Raw genomic sequence first — 13,340 nt, forward strand, 5'->3', positions numbered from 1 at the left:
GCAAATCCGGGGAGTACAACAGACGAAAGATCGTCTAGGACAGACGTCAAGCATCACCCGACGCCGAACCGTCAACCATCACCTGAGACCCGACATCGTGCTGCCCTGTGGTGTAGAACCCTGAGCATGGGGAGTGAGCGGCGGGACCGGATGCGGGCGCTTGGCGCGCGTCTTCGCGTTCTTCGGACAGAAGCTGGGCTGACGGGTGCTGTGCTGGCGCAGCGTGCCGGGGTGGGACAGCCGACTGTGTCCAAGGTCGAGACCGGGCGCATGGTTCCGAGCGTTGATGTGCTCGACCGCCTCTCACGTGCTCTCGGCCTCGATGAGTCGACCAAGCGTGAGGTCCGTGAGCTGCTGCATGCCGTGATGGTGGCTCCGGGCGGAGACCAACAGGCAACCGACGAAACTCCGTCCGCTGGTAGCACCGTTGACGAAGAAGTGCGGTCCGCGCAGTTGGTGAGGTCGTTCCAGTGCGTTGTGCTGCCGGCTCTGCTTCAGACCGCGGAGTACGCCCGGCACGTCTTCGCGAGTGCGCCGAACTCGATGCCTGATGCCATCGGCCGGGCTGTAGCTGCCCGCATCGAGCGGCAGAGCGTGTTGTACGAGCCGGGTCGGGAGTCGGTGTTCGTGCTGACCGAAGCCGTGTTGCGTACCTGGCCGGGGACTCCGGCGCTCATGCTCGCCCAGCTCGACCGGCTGCTGGCTGTCGAGAGCCTGGACACGGTGCGGCTCGGTGTCATCCCCTGGCGTCGGCGGGTGCCGGTGCTGCCTCGGCACGGGTTCACCCTGTGCGACGAGCGGGCCGTTGTCGTCGAGACCTTCGACCGTGAGCGTGTGTCGGCTGACTCCGCTGAACTGGCCGCCTACGAGGAGACGTTCGCCCGCTTCAAGGAAGCGGCCATCTTCGGCGACGAGGTGCGGGAGCTGCTGGTGCGGTCGATGGCGGACTTCCGCAGCTTGGGCGACACCCTCACCCGATAGAGGAATAATTCCTCTGAATGCCTAGCTTGCCGCTTGGTCATGGGAATACCCTGCCGTTGCGCTGTCTAGCCCCCTAGACGTAGAGTGAGGGATCTCCCATGCGTACCAAGTGGTGCCGCGCCTTTCCCGGCCTGGCCGAGGAGGTGGGTCATGCTCGACGCTTCGTCGCTGCTCTGCTGGAGGAGCGAGGACCGGTTGACGACGCGGTCCTGGTCGTCAGTGAGCTTGCGACAAACGCTGTGCGGCATTCGTTGAGCGGCGCGGCCGGCGGCTGGTTCGTCGTGGTCGTCAGCTTCGGCGACGACAGTGATCTTGTGCGCATCGAGGTAGTCGATGTGGGCGGTGAACGCGAGCCTCGCCTGTGTGACGTGACGGACCGGGATGAGGGTGGTCGCGGCCTGGCGCTGGTGGCCGCGTGCGCCAAGGACTGGGGTATCAAGAGCTGGCCCGACGGGCGGACCGTGTGGGCGGACCTGGTGCGGGAGGGTGCGTGATCGCGCCCGCCTCGACGGTCGTCTCTGGTCGCCTCGCGGGCGGTGACGGGTGAGCCCTCGGGGTGTGCCCGGCAGGCGGTCGCGGTTCTACGTGGTCGGCGTAAGTACGGGCCGCCGTCTCCCGCCCGTTCCGTCTAGGGCCCTAGACTCCTGGTTAGTGCTAGGAGGTGAAGTCATGTCGGACGAGTTGCAGCGGATCATGGCGATTGATGATCCGTACCGGCTGTTGCGCGAGGTCACGACCCGGTTGGCTGATGCACAGCAGGAGGTGACTGAACTGGCTCGCCTTCGTCGACGCGTGGTCCAGGACCTGCATGCGCAAGGGCTGTCGTATGCGCAGATCGCTGAGAAGGCGGGCCTGAGCCGCGGGCGGATTCACCAGATCCGGCACACCGGTCCGGCGCCGGAAGGTGCCTTCCTCGGCCGGGGCTCCGTCGTCGTCGCCACCCCTCTGCGGCGTGATGACGAGCACGGGCGGACGGTCGTCGCCATGGACGACGTCAGCTCCGGCAAGCGGCTGGAGGACCTCGCGCGCACATACGGGCTCGAAGTCGCCTCCGAGCATGTGTCGGTCGGTGGAGAGATCGACCTCAATCGAGACGGCCTGGTCGTCGTCTGCGGCCCACGTATGTCCCAGGAGATGTGGGACACGTACGCGCAAGATCCCGTTCTGAGCTGGGAGCGCGCGGAAGACGGGCCCTGGACGGTGGTGGACCGGCGCACCGGCACCGTGTACCGGTCGGGCCAGGACAGCGACCCGGCCCGGCCGTACGACGTCGGATACCTCGGCCGGCTGCCGCGCCCGGACGGCAAGGGTTCGCTGCTCGCCATCGCCGGTATCCACACTCAGGGTTCTCTTGGCGTCGTGCAGCTGCTCGCCAGCGACCTGAATGCGCTGTGGGGCCAGGTCGGTGACCGCCGGTTCTCCACGCTGGTCGGCGTCGAGTACGACCCGGAGACCAGCGAACCGCAGTCCGCCGAGCTGCTCTGCCCTCTCTACCGGCACGACGAAGAGGCGACGGAGGCAGCGGGGTGAGGTTCGCCCTCACCACACTGCCCGCCGAACCCGACCGCGAGAACGAGGACTTCGCCGCTGCTGCCCCCGGCGCGGCCGTTGTCCTTGACGGTGCCGGTGTGGGTGGGGCTGAGACCGGTTGCACGCACGGCGTCGCCTGGTTCTCCGCAACCCTGGGCGCTCTGCTGCTGCGCGGCATGACTGCGTGTCCCGCCCGGCCGCTCGCCGACTGTCTCGCCGACTCGATCAGTCTTGTCAGGTCGCTGCACGAGGACAGTTGCGACCTCGCCTACCGGGCCAGTCCCACCAGTACGGTCGTCGCCGTGCGGCTCGGCGGGGGAGTTCTTGAGTACCTCGTTCTCGGCGACTCGTCCCTGCTGCTGGCAGACAGGGAAGGCCGTACGACCGTGGTCACCGACCGGCGCCTGGACGAGGTCGGCAAGCGGCTGCGCGGGGCCGTCGACCAACTGCCCACCGGATCGCCGGAACACACTGCCGCGCTCGCCGAGTACCGGGATGCCTTGACCGGGCTCCGTAACCGGCCGGGCGGCTTCTGGATCGCCGGCCCCGATCCACGGGCGGCCGGGCATGCTCTGACCGGGACGGTGCCGCTGGACTCGCTGGCGTCCGTGACGCTGATGAGCGACGGTGCCACGCGACTCGTCGACCGGTTCGAACTCGCGGACTGGAGCGAGACGTTGTCTCTCCTCGACTCGTCGGGGCCGGATGAGCTGATCCGCCGTGTACGGGAAGCCGAGGCTGGCGACCCAGAGGGCCGGCGCTGGCCGCGGGGCAAGGCTCGCGACGACGCGACCGCCCTCCACTGGGCCTTGGACTGACGCACGCAACTCACGCGAGCGGTGAGGCCGCGACCCAACTCGTATACCCCCCTAGACAGTTCGAGCGACGGTCGTTTACCTTAGCTGTAGACCCCCCTAGACAGCTCAGACGGCGGTCACCCTCCCTTCGTGCTGTCTAGGGGGGTATCCAGTTGGAATGGTGCTGCTCAGCGAGCAGGCGCCAACGACCCTGTGAGGTACAGACAATGCGTGTCATCCCCGTGGACACCTCGGCCGCGACGCTGCTCATCACCAAGCTGCCGGAGGTCAAGGTGAGGGACCGGCAGACCGGTGAGGTGGCCGTTGACCCGGTGACCAACCAGCGGCTCATGACGGTGGAGTTGGTGTTCATCGCGGCCGGTGGCTCGGACATGATCAAGGTGACCGTTCCCGAGCAGGGCATCGGTGACGGTCTGGTCATGGGCGCCCCGGTCATCCTGTCCGGTCTGGTCGCTCGGCCCTGGGAGAGCGAGTTCGGGGGGCGGGCCCGGCACGGCATCGCCTACCGGGCCGACGCCGTCATGGTCAACGCCCCGGCTCCGGTTCAGGGTTGATCGCCGTGACGGAGGGATTTCGGGTTCCGCTGTCGATTCTGCTGCCGGTCCTGCTGGGCCTGGTCGTGCTACTGGTCGTGCGCCGTCGTATGCCGGTCGTGTTCTGGTGGGCCATCGGCTATCCGGTCGCCGCGCTGCGGGTGCTCGTGTCGTACTGGGACACGATGGACGCGTGTGGTCTGACGGTCCCGGCCTCGGCCATCCGTCGGGCCACCGCCCGGATGGTCGGGCGCCAGGCCGCGCCGGTACCGCCTCGGCGGTCGTTCCCGCTGCCGACCGGGTCCGGTCTCGTGATGCGGCTGCGTATGGCGGCGGGTCAGGCTCCCGAGGACTTCATGGCCTCCGCCGACCGGCTGCGGCATGCCTGGGGCGTCCATGCCGTTTACGTCCGCACCACAAAGCCGGGGCGGCTCGAACTGCGGCTGGTCGGCTGGGACGTGCTCGCCGAGGTCAAGCCGGCCCGTCGGCGGCCGGGGGCCGATCCGCTCTGCCTGCCGCTGGCGCTGCGGGAAGACGGCGAATGGCACGTACGGGACTTCCGCACCGTGCCGCACGAACTGATCCTCGGCGCCACGCAGTCCGGCAAGTCCGTCTACCTGCGCAACCTGCTGTGCGGTCTGGCCCGGCAGTCGGTCGTGCTCGTCGGCATCGACTGCAAATGGGGCGTGGAACTCGCCCCGTTCGCACCCCGATTGTCCGCCCTCGCCGACACTCCCGACCGGGCTGACGAACTCCTGGACGCGCTGGTGGACGAGATGGAGGCACGATTCCGGCTCATCGGGCTCCGTAGTGGTGCGGGCAGCGGGGCCGGTCCGGACGCCGTGCTCACCTCGGACGTGTGGGGGCTGCCGGAATCAGCACGGCCGGTGCCGGTCGTGGTCGTCGTCGACGAAGTGGCGGAACTGTTCCTCGCCGCGAACCGGGACGACGAGAAGCGACGAGACGCCATGGTCACCAAGCTCATCCGACTCGCCCAGCTCGGGCGTGCGGCCGGCATCTACCTGGAGGTGTGCGGGCAGCGTTTCGGATCCGAACTCGGCAAAGGGGCCACCATGCTCCGTGCCCAGCTAACCGGCCGCGTCTGCCACCGCGTCAACGACGAAGCCTCGGCGAACATGGCACTCGCCGACGTCTCCCCGGAAGCGGCCCTCGCTGCTACCGCCATCCCGGCCGAACGCCCCGGCGTCGCCGTCGTCGGTGACTCCTCCGGCGGCTGGTCCCGCGTCCGCGTACCACACTTCACCCTCGCCGAAGCGGCGGCCGTCTGCCGTGACACCGCCGCCCTGATGCCAGACCTGCCCCGGCTCGACTCCTTCCGGCCCGCCGTCGCCGTGGAGTCCGCCGTCCCGTCCTCTGCCACCGCTGCCGTTCCCACCGCCCAACCGGTGACCGAGTAGCCCCCCTCACCCGGTCGGCGCGACCGTCTCGCGCCACGCCCCTACCCCTCCCATGCCAAAAACCGGAAGGAGCACCAATGTTCTGCGAGCGCTGCGGTGACATCGACGGTGATGAAACGGGCGTCGACCACGACGAACGCGACTGCCCTTGGTACGGCATCGACGACACCCCGGTGACCGTCGATGCCGCCGAACTGGCCGACACCTTGGCCGCCAACGCTGACGGCTCGCCCGCCCTGCGGGCCGCGATCGGTCTCCTGGCCGGTCACGGCCTGTGGATCAAGCGGCTGGCTGAGCGGCCCGGTCTGCTGCTCATCGACTACTCCGGCCCGCTTCCGCAGCCGTACGGGATCGACTGGCGCAAGGTCGCTCAGGCCCTGGAATCCAAGGAACTGCCCGCTTCCGGCGGGGAGCTGCGCATCCTGGCCCTGGCTGCATCGCTCGCCGACACCGCGGCCCCTGTCCGGCTCGGTGACGCTGTCAGCGGCCTGGATGCGGCCAACCTCGACCTCGTCCTTCGGGCCGTCGCCGCTGCCAACGGCCGCACACTGACCCGGTGACCACCATGGTCAAGCGCCTGCGGGTCGACGCCGTGATCGTCCAGGCCGTCATCGCGGGTGCCCTGTCCTTCTCTCACCTGCACGACCTCGCCGCAGCGGCCGGACAGGGCGGCTGGAAGGCGTGGGCCTACCCCGTCAGCGTCGACCTGCTGCTGGTCGCCGCCTGGCGCCGGATGCGGCAGGCACAACGAGCAGGCCTGGGGGCGGGAGGTCCGCGGCTGTGGTTCCTGGTGGCCCTGACCGCCTCCCTCGGCGCCAACGTCGCCACCGCCGGGCTCCTCGACCTTGACCACGTCCCCGCCTGGCTCCGCGTCCTGGTCGCGGGCTGGCCAGCCGTCGCCTTCTTCGGCGGCACGCTCCTCGCCCACACACCACACCACCCCCAGGAAGCGCACGAGGTCCTGGCCTCGTCGACGACCGACCCGCACGAGGAATCACTCTCCGCCCCGACTGCCGTCGACATGCCCGACCCGGTCGCGCTCCCCGCCCCCGACCTCGTCCCTGAGCCCACCATCAGCGAACCAACCACCGTTGCCGATCCGGTGGCGGAATCCACCCCCGCTCGGGCCCCGGCGGCCGTTCCCGCCGTCGCCCTCCCTCCCGCTCTCGTCGACCGCGTCCGGGCCCTCGCCGACGAACACCACTCGGCCACCGGCCACCCCGCCGACCCCGAAGCCATACGCGCCCGGCTCGGCCTGCCCCCCTCCATGACCGCTTCCGTCGCCGCTCACCTCTGAGAAGGGACCGCCATGCATCGCCGCTTCCGCAACGTCCGCCGTATCGGCCCCGTGAACGTCGCCTCCTACCTCGAACGCGGCAAGCACCGCCACCTGGCCGCCTGCACCGCGCCCCGCTGCGACTTCTCCGCCGAGTACGACTCCCGCGCCGCCGCCGAACTCGCCGCCCGCACTCACCGCTGCGCGGCCTGACAGGAGGCCACCCCTCATGGACGTACCGCTCTGGCTCGCCCTCCTCTGCATCGGAGTCCTCGGCGTCAAGCTCATCCGCCCGCCCTGGTGGCTCATCACCGTGCTGCTCCTCGGCGGCTACCTCATCGCCGACAGCCTGCTGGCCCCCGTCATCAACTCCCTCGTCAAGTAACTGAGAAGGAGACCCGCTCATGCTCCGGCCCAAGATCCCGACCATGCCTCAGCCCACCGGCCTGGTGACCTCGCCCGCAGTCATCGAGTCGACCGTCGGCACCCCGGCCCCCCTGCCCCCGCAACCGGCCCCCGCCACCCCCACGCCTTCCCGTCCGGCTGTCCAGCTCACCCCCGGCACCGCACTCGCCCTCGTCGGCGGCGGCACCGCCGTGGTCCTGGTCGTCGGCGCCGTCCTCGTCTCCATGCTCCTCGCCGTCGCCGTCACGGCCACCTCGACCGCCGTGTGCGCCGTCGTCATCCGCGCTCTCCTCACCCGCCGCGACCGCTGACACGACAACTCCAAGCGCCCGGCCCTACCCACACTGTCTATCCCCCTCGACAGGCGGATCGGGCGCGCCAGACCTGCAACCCCTGCAAGGAGGAACCCGCAGATGCGTCCCCCGGCTCCCCTCGGAGCCATCCGCCACCTGGCCGCCCTCGCCCGCTACGGCGACCTCGGCGCCTACGCCCGGCAGATCCAGCGCCTGGGCGGCTGTGAGCGGCCCGTACGGATGGAGGGCCACCGGCTCGACGTCCACGCCGCAACGGGAGAGATTGTCCGGGAGATTACCGACATCGACCTTCCGGCCGGACAGCTCCTCATCCGCTGCAACAACCGTCGGGCCACCAGATGCGCTGCCTGTGCCGAGGTGTACCGCAAAGACACCTTCCACCTCGTCACCGCCGGACTGAGCGGCGGCAAGGGCATCGGCCCGGCCGTCGCGCAACACCCCCGCGTCTTCGCCACCTTCACCGCCCCCTCCTTCGGCCCTGTCCACAACCGCCCCACGGGCGGCCGCTGCCGCTGCGGCCGGGCCCACCTGGAGGATGACCCCGCCCTGGGCACCCCCCTCGACCCCGACCGGTACGACTACCGCGCCGCCGTCCTGTGGAACGCCCACGCCGGTCCCCTCTGGGCCCGCTTCACCACCTACCTGCGCCAACAACTCGCCTCACGAGCGGGCATCACCCGCACGGCACTGCGCCACAGCGCCAAGGTTTCTTACGCCAAGGTCGCCGAGTACCAGCGACGCGGCGCCGTCCACTTCCACGCCGTCATCCGCCTCGACGGCCCGGAAGGCGCCGAGGACGCCCCACCGCCCTGGGCCACGACCGAACTCCTCACCGACGCCATCCGCACGGCGGCCTGCCTCGCCGAGACTCCCGGACCCGTCCTCGACGGACGCTCCTTCTCTTTCCGCTTCGGCAAACAGCTCGACATCCGACCCATCCGCTCGGCGGATTTCGCGGGCACCTCGGAGCTGTCGAGCCGCGCCGTCGCCGCGTACATCGCGAAGTACGCCACCAAGGGCGCCGAGACCGCCGGCACCCTCGACCGCCCCATCCGCAACCCGATCACCGACCTCATCGGCACCCAGGTCACCGACCACGCCCGACAACTCATCCTCACCTGCTGGCACCTCGGCGCCCTTCCCGAACTCGAAGCCCTGCGCCTGCGCAAGTGGGCCCACATGCTCGGCTTCCGCGGCCACTTCTCCACCAAGTCCCGCGCCTACTCCGTCACCCTCGGCGCCCTCCGCCAGGAACGCGCCGACCACAACGAAGCCCTCACCCGCGCCCGCGCCGCCGAAGCAGGCCACCCCCTGCCCGACCCGGACACCGTCCTCGTCCTCTCGCACTGGCGCTTCGCCGGCACTGGCCTCACCGATGCGGAAGCCCTCTTCGCGTCTTCGCGTCCCACCTCCCTCGACGGACAAGGAGATCCCGACCATGCGTGATGACGAACTCCTCACCGTTGCCGAGGTGATGGCCCGTCTGAGACTCGGGCGGTCCAAGGTGTACGACCTCATCCGTACGGGTCGGCTCCCCTCGGTGACCATCGGCCGGTGCCGACGCATCCCGGCCTCCGCCCTGGGCGCCTTCATCGAGGGACAGATGGAGCGTGCGGCCTGATGTCCAAGCGTCGAAGCCGTGGTGACGGCGGCCTGCACTGGGACGAGAAGAGGCAACGGTGGATCGCTACGGCGAACCTCGGCTTCGATCCGAGCGGCAAGCGGATCGTCAAGCGGGGGAGTGGCAAGACCAAGACTGAGGCGAAGAACAAGCTCAAGGAGGTACTACGCGACCACGAAGACGGCCTCGCGATAGCGCCTACCAACTACACGGTCAAGGACGCCGTGACGGACTGGCTCACGTACGGCTTGGTGGACGTCGACCCCAGCACGGTCGAGACCTGCACGCTTCTGAGTCAGAAGCACGTCATCCCGTCACTCGGGGCCCGCAAGCTCCGTGACCTGAGCGCGGAGGACGTAGACCGTTGGCTCGCCGCCAAGGCGAAGACGCTCAGCACGCGCACCCTTCAATCGCTTCACTCGTGCCTGAACCGGGCGGTCAAGCGGGCCATGGCGCGGGACAAGGTGAAGCGCAACGTCGTAGAGCTGTGTTCGGTCCCCCAGGGGCAGACAGGGCGCCCCTCCAAGGCCGCTCACCTTCGCTCAGGCTGAGGCCGTGCTCAAGGGCGCCGAGGGGACCTCGATGTACGCCTACATCGTCCTCGCCCTGCTGACTGGTGCGCGTACTGAGGAACTGCGGGCCCTCACCTGGGATCACGTCTTCCTGAAAGGGCGCCCCGACCTCGACCCGCCGCAGCCTCCCCACATCGCCGTGTGGCGTTCGGTCCGGCGGACCGGGGACACCAAGACCCGGAAGTCCCGGCGCACGCTCGCCCTGCCGGCGCGCTGCGTCGAAGCTCTCTGGCAGCAATTCGAAGATCAGGGCTGGGACCGGCTCGCCGCTGACGAGAAGTGGGAGGAACACGGACTCGTCTTCTCCTCGGCCGTCGGCAAGCCCCTCGACGCGGCGAACGTCCGCCGTGCCTTCCGCCAGGCGCTCAAGGGCATCGAAGGGATCAACGCCGACGAGTGGACGCCTCGGGAGCTCCGGCACAGCTTCGTGTCTCTGCTCTCAGACCGGGGCGTCCCGTTGGAGGAGATCTCGCGGCTCGTCGGTCACTCAGGTACGGCCGTCACCGAGGAGGTCTACCGTAAGCAGATCCGGCCCGTGATCCAGACCGGAGCCGTGGTCATGGACGGCATCTTTGGAGCCGCGCGGCAGCAGCCGTAGTCACTCAGCACGCACTCAAGAATCGATAGTCACGCAGTTAGACACGCAGCAACGCCAAAGGGCCCTTACCTAGTCGGTAAGGGCCCTCTGACCTGCTACTTAGCTGTCGGGGTGGCGGGATTTGAACCCACGACCTCTTCGTCCCGAACGAAGCGCGCTGCCAAGCTGCGCTACACCCCGATTGTCGCTGCTCGTCGCGGCGACGTCGTTTACTTTAGCCCACCGGGGGCTGGAGACGAAATCCGGTTTTCGGGGCGGCGGTCATGGCGGCCCGGGCGGCCTCGGCGGGGGCGGACGAGGTCGGGGCGGAGGTGGTCGACGCCGACCAGGACGAGGGCGAGGGCGTAGAGGGCGAGGCCCATGAGCAGGGCGTTTCCGAGGACACTCTTGTAGCCGTGCCGGTCGACATCCAGGAACGGGTAGAGGTACGGCGCCGGCCAGTCGGGGGTCAGCAGCGCCGCGCGGCCCAGCGTGAACGCCAGGAACGCCATCGGGTAGAGCGTCCAGGCCACGGTGTGGCCCAGCCGCAGGGCGGCCGGGCGGGTCAGGAAGAGCCAGTCCGCCACCACCGCCGCGGGGATCACCGTGTGGAACGCCAGGTTCGTCAGGGCGTGCCACCCCGTCGGTGTCACCGGAGCCCCGGTCGGCGTCATCATCATCGAGAAGGACGTCGCGTCCCTCATCAGGACCAGGTGGTAGACCAGGGCCGCGACCATGACGTACAGGACCGTGCCCCCCGTCACCAGCGGCGGCAGCGGGCGGCGCGCGGCCCACGCGCGGCGGGACGACGCGGCGAAGACCAGCGCCACCAGCACCGTGCACTGGACCGAGTAATGGCTGAGGACGCGCAACGGGCTGCCCGCGACCATCTCGATCAGCACGGTCACGGCCGCCGCCAGCGCCACCACAGCGCGGAACGCTGCCGCCGTCCGGCGTCGAGTCGGTGCCACCACTGCCGTCGCGGGCACGATGGACGTCACCGGTGCGGGGATGCCCGAGATCGCGGGCAGGTCTGGGATGTCCCTGGGTATCGGTGCGGTCATGCGATCACGCTAGGCCGCGCCCACATACCGGGCGATTCGGGCGACCCGTATGGGTGGTGGTCGGAGGCCCGAGGCCGAGGCTCGCGGTCAGAGGCCAGGGGGCGGTGGTCAGTGGTTAGTGGGCGCTGGTCGGCTGCGCGCTTCCTGTTACCGGACGATGGCCGATCGCCGGCCGGGCGCGCCGACCCGTTCCCTCTCCCCCCACGATCACCGCAGCCTCGATCGACCCATTCGCCCAGCCCTGCTCCCGGCCCACCAAAACGCCCCCGACCCCGTCCCGGCCCCCCGAGCCAGGCCGCCCAGCCCTACGCGTCCCTCTCCACCAACGTAAGCAGCGACGCCTCCGGTGGGCAGGCGAAGCGGACCGGGGTGTAGCGGTTGGTGCCGCAGCCCGCGGAGACGTGCATGTAGGCCGTGTGGTCGCCGACCGTGTGCGTGGAGAGGCCCTTGACGCGGTCCGTGTCGAGGTCGCAGTTGGTGACGAGCGCCCCGTAGAAGGGGATGCACAGCTGTCCGCCATGGGTGTGGCCGGCCAGGATCAAGGGGTAGCCGTCGGCGGTGAACGCGTCCAGCGACCGCAGGTACGGCGCGTGCACCACGCCGACGGAGAAGTCGGCCGACTCGGAGGGGCCGCCGGCGACCCGGTCGTAGCGGTCCCGCTTGATGTGCGGGTCGTCCAGGCCGGTGAGTTCCACCGACATGCCTTCGATCTTCAGCGTGCCGCGGGTGTTCGTGAGGTTGAGCCACCCCGCGCCGTCGAAGCCGTCCCGCAGGTCCTCCCACGGGTTGTGGATCGCGCCGACCACCGGTTTGTTGCCGTTCAGGCCGTGGCGGCCCTGCACCTTCTCCATCAGGTACCGCGCGGGGTTGCGGAGCTTGGGGCCGTAGTAGTCGTTCGACCCGAAGACATAGGCGCCCGGGAACTCCATCAGCGGGCCCAGCGCGTCCAGCACCTCCGGTACGCCCTCGGTGTCCGACAGGTTGTCCCCCGTGTTGATCACGAAGTCGGGGCGCAGCCCGGCCAGGGAACGCAGCCAGCGCTGCTTCTTGCGCTGCCCGCTCACCATGTGGATGTCGGAGACCTGGAGTATGCGCAGTGGTCGCATGCCCGGTGGCAGTACCGGCACCGTCACCCGTCGCAGCCGGAACGAACGGGCCTCGAAACCCGCCGCGTACAACACACCGGCGGCACCGGCCGCCGCGATCCCCAGAGGTACTCCGTAACGCGCTCGCATGCGTCCATCGTGTCAGACCCCGGCGAGGCGCCGCGCAGCCTGTGGACAACCGTGCCACGGCAGCACCGATCGCCAACTCGGCCTGTGGACAACCGACTCCGCCGCGCCCTTCCGGACCGCCCCCGTTCCGCACACACCAGCGAAATCAAGGCGCGCCTTCCGCACCACACCTGCGACAATCAACCGCATGACCACGCTCAAGTCGAAGCTGCAGGAAGACCTCAACGCCGCGATCAAGGAGCGCGACGAGCTCCGCTCCTCGACGCTCCGGCTGACGCTCGCCGCGATCACCAAGGAGGAAGTCGCCGGTAAGGAGAAGCGCGAGCTCTCCGACGACGAGGTCCTCAAGGTGATCACCAAGGAGGCCAAGAAGCGCCGCGAGGCCGCGGACGCGTTCGCCCAGGGTGGTCGGGCCGAGTCGGCGGAGCGGGAGAAGGCCGAGGGCGAGATCCTCGCCGAGTACCTGCCCAAGCAGCTCTCCGACGAGGAGCTGAAGCAGATCGTCGTCCAGGCCGTCGAGGAGGCTAAGGCGGCCGGCGCCGAGGGCCCGCGCGCCATGGGTCAGGTCATGAAGATCGTCAACCCGAAGGTGGCCGGTCTCGCCGAGGGCGGCCGCGTCGCCGCGATCGTCAAGCAGCAGCTCGCGGGCTGAGCAGGAGCACTCGAGCCGTTCCAGCCGCTCCAGCCGCTCGAGCGGCTGGGCCTTTAAGCCCCGCTCCGAGTCCTTCGTGGCCTCCAGCCCCCGACTGGCTGTGTCTCCGAGCCCGGCCTCAGCCCCCCACGCACAGAGCGGTGAGCCCTCCGGAGCTCCGGGCCCGGGATCCGGGCTGTCCGGGCCCCGCGCGGCTGTTCCTCCGAGCGACGGAGCCTGCGGTCACGCCAGCCATACGGCGGTGGGGGGGGCCCCCCCCCAAAGGGGGGACCACCACCACCCCCCCCAACGCGTTCCCCGGGGCCATCTGCCCCCGCGGAAAAAACCAAACCCCCCAACACCCC

General features: G+C 69.6%; 16 protein-coding genes, 1 tRNA gene and 1 pseudogene. 15 read left to right on the plus strand and 3 right to left on the minus strand.

Annotated features, from left to right (window positions below; translation table 11 throughout):
- Positions 1-126: 126 nt before the first annotated feature.
- From ACZ4Z3_RS40000 to ACZ4Z3_RS40065, 14 genes and pseudogenes are all read left to right on the plus strand, one after another.
- Positions 127-981 carry a helix-turn-helix domain-containing protein gene (locus ACZ4Z3_RS40000; RefSeq protein WP_468505671.1) on the plus strand — a complete coding sequence of 285 codons (855 nt, stop codon included), beginning with the start codon at positions 127-129 and terminating at the stop codon, positions 979-981.
- Positions 982-1,079: 98 nt separating this feature from the next.
- Entirely contained in the window at positions 1,080-1,475 is a 396-nt protein-coding gene (locus ACZ4Z3_RS40005) for an ATP-binding protein (protein WP_055713652.1), read from the plus strand.
- A gap of 175 nt (positions 1,476-1,650) precedes the next feature.
- Positions 1,651-2,511 (plus strand): sigma factor-like helix-turn-helix DNA-binding protein, encoded by an 861-nt coding sequence (locus ACZ4Z3_RS40010; protein ID WP_468505672.1) that lies wholly within the window; start codon positions 1,651-1,653, stop codon positions 2,509-2,511.
- Complete coding sequence (locus ACZ4Z3_RS40015; RefSeq protein ID WP_468505673.1) at positions 2,508-3,329, plus strand: protein phosphatase 2C domain-containing protein; 822 nt, start codon at positions 2,508-2,510, stop codon at positions 3,327-3,329. The genes ACZ4Z3_RS40010 and ACZ4Z3_RS40015 overlap by 4 nt, the downstream gene beginning before the upstream one ends.
- A gap of 206 nt (positions 3,330-3,535) precedes the next feature.
- Positions 3,536-3,883, plus strand: a complete 348-nt coding sequence (locus tag ACZ4Z3_RS40020) for an SCO3933 family regulatory protein (RefSeq protein WP_055517769.1) — start codon at positions 3,536-3,538, stop codon at positions 3,881-3,883.
- 89 nt (positions 3,884-3,972) lie between these two features.
- Positions 3,973-5,280, plus strand: a complete 1,308-nt coding sequence (locus ACZ4Z3_RS40025; protein WP_468505681.1) for an FtsK/SpoIIIE domain-containing protein — start codon at positions 3,973-3,975, stop codon at positions 5,278-5,280.
- Positions 5,281-5,357: 77 nt separating this feature from the next.
- The gene (locus ACZ4Z3_RS40030; RefSeq protein WP_468505674.1) at positions 5,358-5,840 is read left to right on the plus strand and encodes a hypothetical protein; all 483 of its coding nucleotides are present in this window, start codon (positions 5,358-5,360) and stop codon (positions 5,838-5,840) included.
- Positions 5,841-5,845: 5 nt separating this feature from the next.
- Positions 5,846-6,577, plus strand: coding sequence for a DUF2637 domain-containing protein (locus tag ACZ4Z3_RS40035; protein ID WP_468505682.1), 732 nt, complete (start codon positions 5,846-5,848; stop codon positions 6,575-6,577).
- A gap of 12 nt (positions 6,578-6,589) precedes the next feature.
- Positions 6,590-6,769, plus strand: coding sequence for a mobile element transfer protein (locus ACZ4Z3_RS40040; protein ID WP_468505675.1), 180 nt, complete (start codon positions 6,590-6,592; stop codon positions 6,767-6,769).
- A 16-nt stretch (positions 6,770-6,785) separates the two neighbouring features.
- Positions 6,786-6,941: a hypothetical protein gene (locus ACZ4Z3_RS40045; RefSeq protein ID WP_123541968.1), complete on the plus strand. Its 156-nt coding sequence runs from the start codon at positions 6,786-6,788 to the stop codon at positions 6,939-6,941.
- 19 nt (positions 6,942-6,960) lie between these two features.
- The gene (locus ACZ4Z3_RS40050; RefSeq protein WP_468505676.1) at positions 6,961-7,272 is read left to right on the plus strand and encodes a SpdD-like protein; all 312 of its coding nucleotides are present in this window, start codon (positions 6,961-6,963) and stop codon (positions 7,270-7,272) included.
- A 102-nt stretch (positions 7,273-7,374) separates the two neighbouring features.
- Positions 7,375-8,721 (plus strand): replication initiator, encoded by a 1,347-nt coding sequence (locus ACZ4Z3_RS40055; RefSeq protein ID WP_468505677.1) that lies wholly within the window; start codon positions 7,375-7,377, stop codon positions 8,719-8,721.
- Complete coding sequence (locus ACZ4Z3_RS40060) at positions 8,714-8,896, plus strand: helix-turn-helix domain-containing protein (RefSeq protein WP_468505678.1); 183 nt, start codon at positions 8,714-8,716, stop codon at positions 8,894-8,896. The genes ACZ4Z3_RS40055 and ACZ4Z3_RS40060 overlap by 8 nt, the downstream gene beginning before the upstream one ends.
- Positions 8,896-10,066: pseudogene (locus tag ACZ4Z3_RS40065) on the plus strand (site-specific integrase). The gene ACZ4Z3_RS40060 and the pseudogene ACZ4Z3_RS40065 overlap by 1 nt, the downstream one beginning before the upstream one ends.
- Before the next feature lie 106 nt (positions 10,067-10,172).
- On the opposite strand, the gene ACZ4Z3_RS40070 reads toward ACZ4Z3_RS40065, so the two are convergent.
- The 3 genes from ACZ4Z3_RS40070 to ACZ4Z3_RS40080 all read right to left on the minus strand — a co-directional run bounded on the left by ACZ4Z3_RS40070 (position 10,173) and on the right by ACZ4Z3_RS40080 (position 12,344).
- Positions 10,173-10,246 (minus strand) — tRNA-Pro (locus ACZ4Z3_RS40070).
- Positions 10,247-10,275: 29 nt separating this feature from the next.
- The gene (locus tag ACZ4Z3_RS40075; protein ID WP_468505679.1) at positions 10,276-11,109 is read right to left on the minus strand and encodes a Pr6Pr family membrane protein; all 834 of its coding nucleotides are present in this window, start codon (positions 11,107-11,109) and stop codon (positions 10,276-10,278) included.
- A 305-nt stretch (positions 11,110-11,414) separates the two neighbouring features.
- Positions 11,415-12,344, minus strand: a complete 930-nt coding sequence (locus ACZ4Z3_RS40080; RefSeq protein ID WP_468505680.1) for a metallophosphoesterase — start codon at positions 12,342-12,344, stop codon at positions 11,415-11,417.
- A 187-nt stretch (positions 12,345-12,531) separates the two neighbouring features.
- On the opposite strand from ACZ4Z3_RS40080, the gene ACZ4Z3_RS40085 reads away from it, so the two are divergent.
- Positions 12,532-12,996, plus strand: coding sequence for a GatB/YqeY domain-containing protein (locus ACZ4Z3_RS40085; protein ID WP_055716363.1), 465 nt, complete (start codon positions 12,532-12,534; stop codon positions 12,994-12,996).
- Positions 12,997-13,340: the final 344 nt, after the last annotated feature.

The organism is Streptomyces sp. NPDC030296 (genome assembly GCF_055572815.1).

Excerpts from the sequence above, each read along its gene's own strand:
- ACZ4Z3_RS40010 (WP_468505672.1), top strand. The coding sequence starts at position 1,651 with ATGTCGGACGAGTTGCAGCGGATCATGGCGATTGATGATCCGTACCGG.
- ACZ4Z3_RS40040 (WP_468505675.1), top strand. The coding sequence starts at position 6,590 with ATGCATCGCCGCTTCCGCAACGTCCGCCGTATCGGCCCCGTGAACGTC.
- ACZ4Z3_RS40030 (WP_468505674.1), top strand. The coding sequence starts at position 5,358 with ATGTTCTGCGAGCGCTGCGGTGACATCGACGGTGATGAAACGGGCGTC.
- ACZ4Z3_RS40020 (WP_055517769.1), top strand. The coding sequence starts at position 3,536 with ATGCGTGTCATCCCCGTGGACACCTCGGCCGCGACGCTGCTCATCACC.
- ACZ4Z3_RS40080 (WP_468505680.1), bottom strand. The coding sequence starts at position 12,344 with ATGCGAGCGCGTTACGGAGTACCTCTGGGGATCGCGGCGGCCGGTGCC.
- ACZ4Z3_RS40035 (WP_468505682.1), top strand. The coding sequence starts at position 5,846 with ATGGTCAAGCGCCTGCGGGTCGACGCCGTGATCGTCCAGGCCGTCATC.
- ACZ4Z3_RS40000 (WP_468505671.1), top strand. The coding sequence starts at position 127 with ATGGGGAGTGAGCGGCGGGACCGGATGCGGGCGCTTGGCGCGCGTCTT.
- ACZ4Z3_RS40055 (WP_468505677.1), top strand. The coding sequence starts at position 7,375 with ATGCGTCCCCCGGCTCCCCTCGGAGCCATCCGCCACCTGGCCGCCCTC.
- ACZ4Z3_RS40050 (WP_468505676.1), top strand. The coding sequence starts at position 6,961 with ATGCTCCGGCCCAAGATCCCGACCATGCCTCAGCCCACCGGCCTGGTG.
- ACZ4Z3_RS40025 (WP_468505681.1), top strand. The coding sequence starts at position 3,973 with ATGCCGGTCGTGTTCTGGTGGGCCATCGGCTATCCGGTCGCCGCGCTG.
- ACZ4Z3_RS40060 (WP_468505678.1), top strand. The coding sequence starts at position 8,714 with ATGCGTGATGACGAACTCCTCACCGTTGCCGAGGTGATGGCCCGTCTG.
- ACZ4Z3_RS40005 (WP_055713652.1), top strand. The coding sequence starts at position 1,080 with ATGCGTACCAAGTGGTGCCGCGCCTTTCCCGGCCTGGCCGAGGAGGTG.
- ACZ4Z3_RS40075 (WP_468505679.1), bottom strand. The coding sequence starts at position 11,109 with ATGACCGCACCGATACCCAGGGACATCCCAGACCTGCCCGCGATCTCG.
- ACZ4Z3_RS40085 (WP_055716363.1), top strand. The coding sequence starts at position 12,532 with ATGACCACGCTCAAGTCGAAGCTGCAGGAAGACCTCAACGCCGCGATC.
- ACZ4Z3_RS40045 (WP_123541968.1), top strand. The coding sequence starts at position 6,786 with ATGGACGTACCGCTCTGGCTCGCCCTCCTCTGCATCGGAGTCCTCGGC.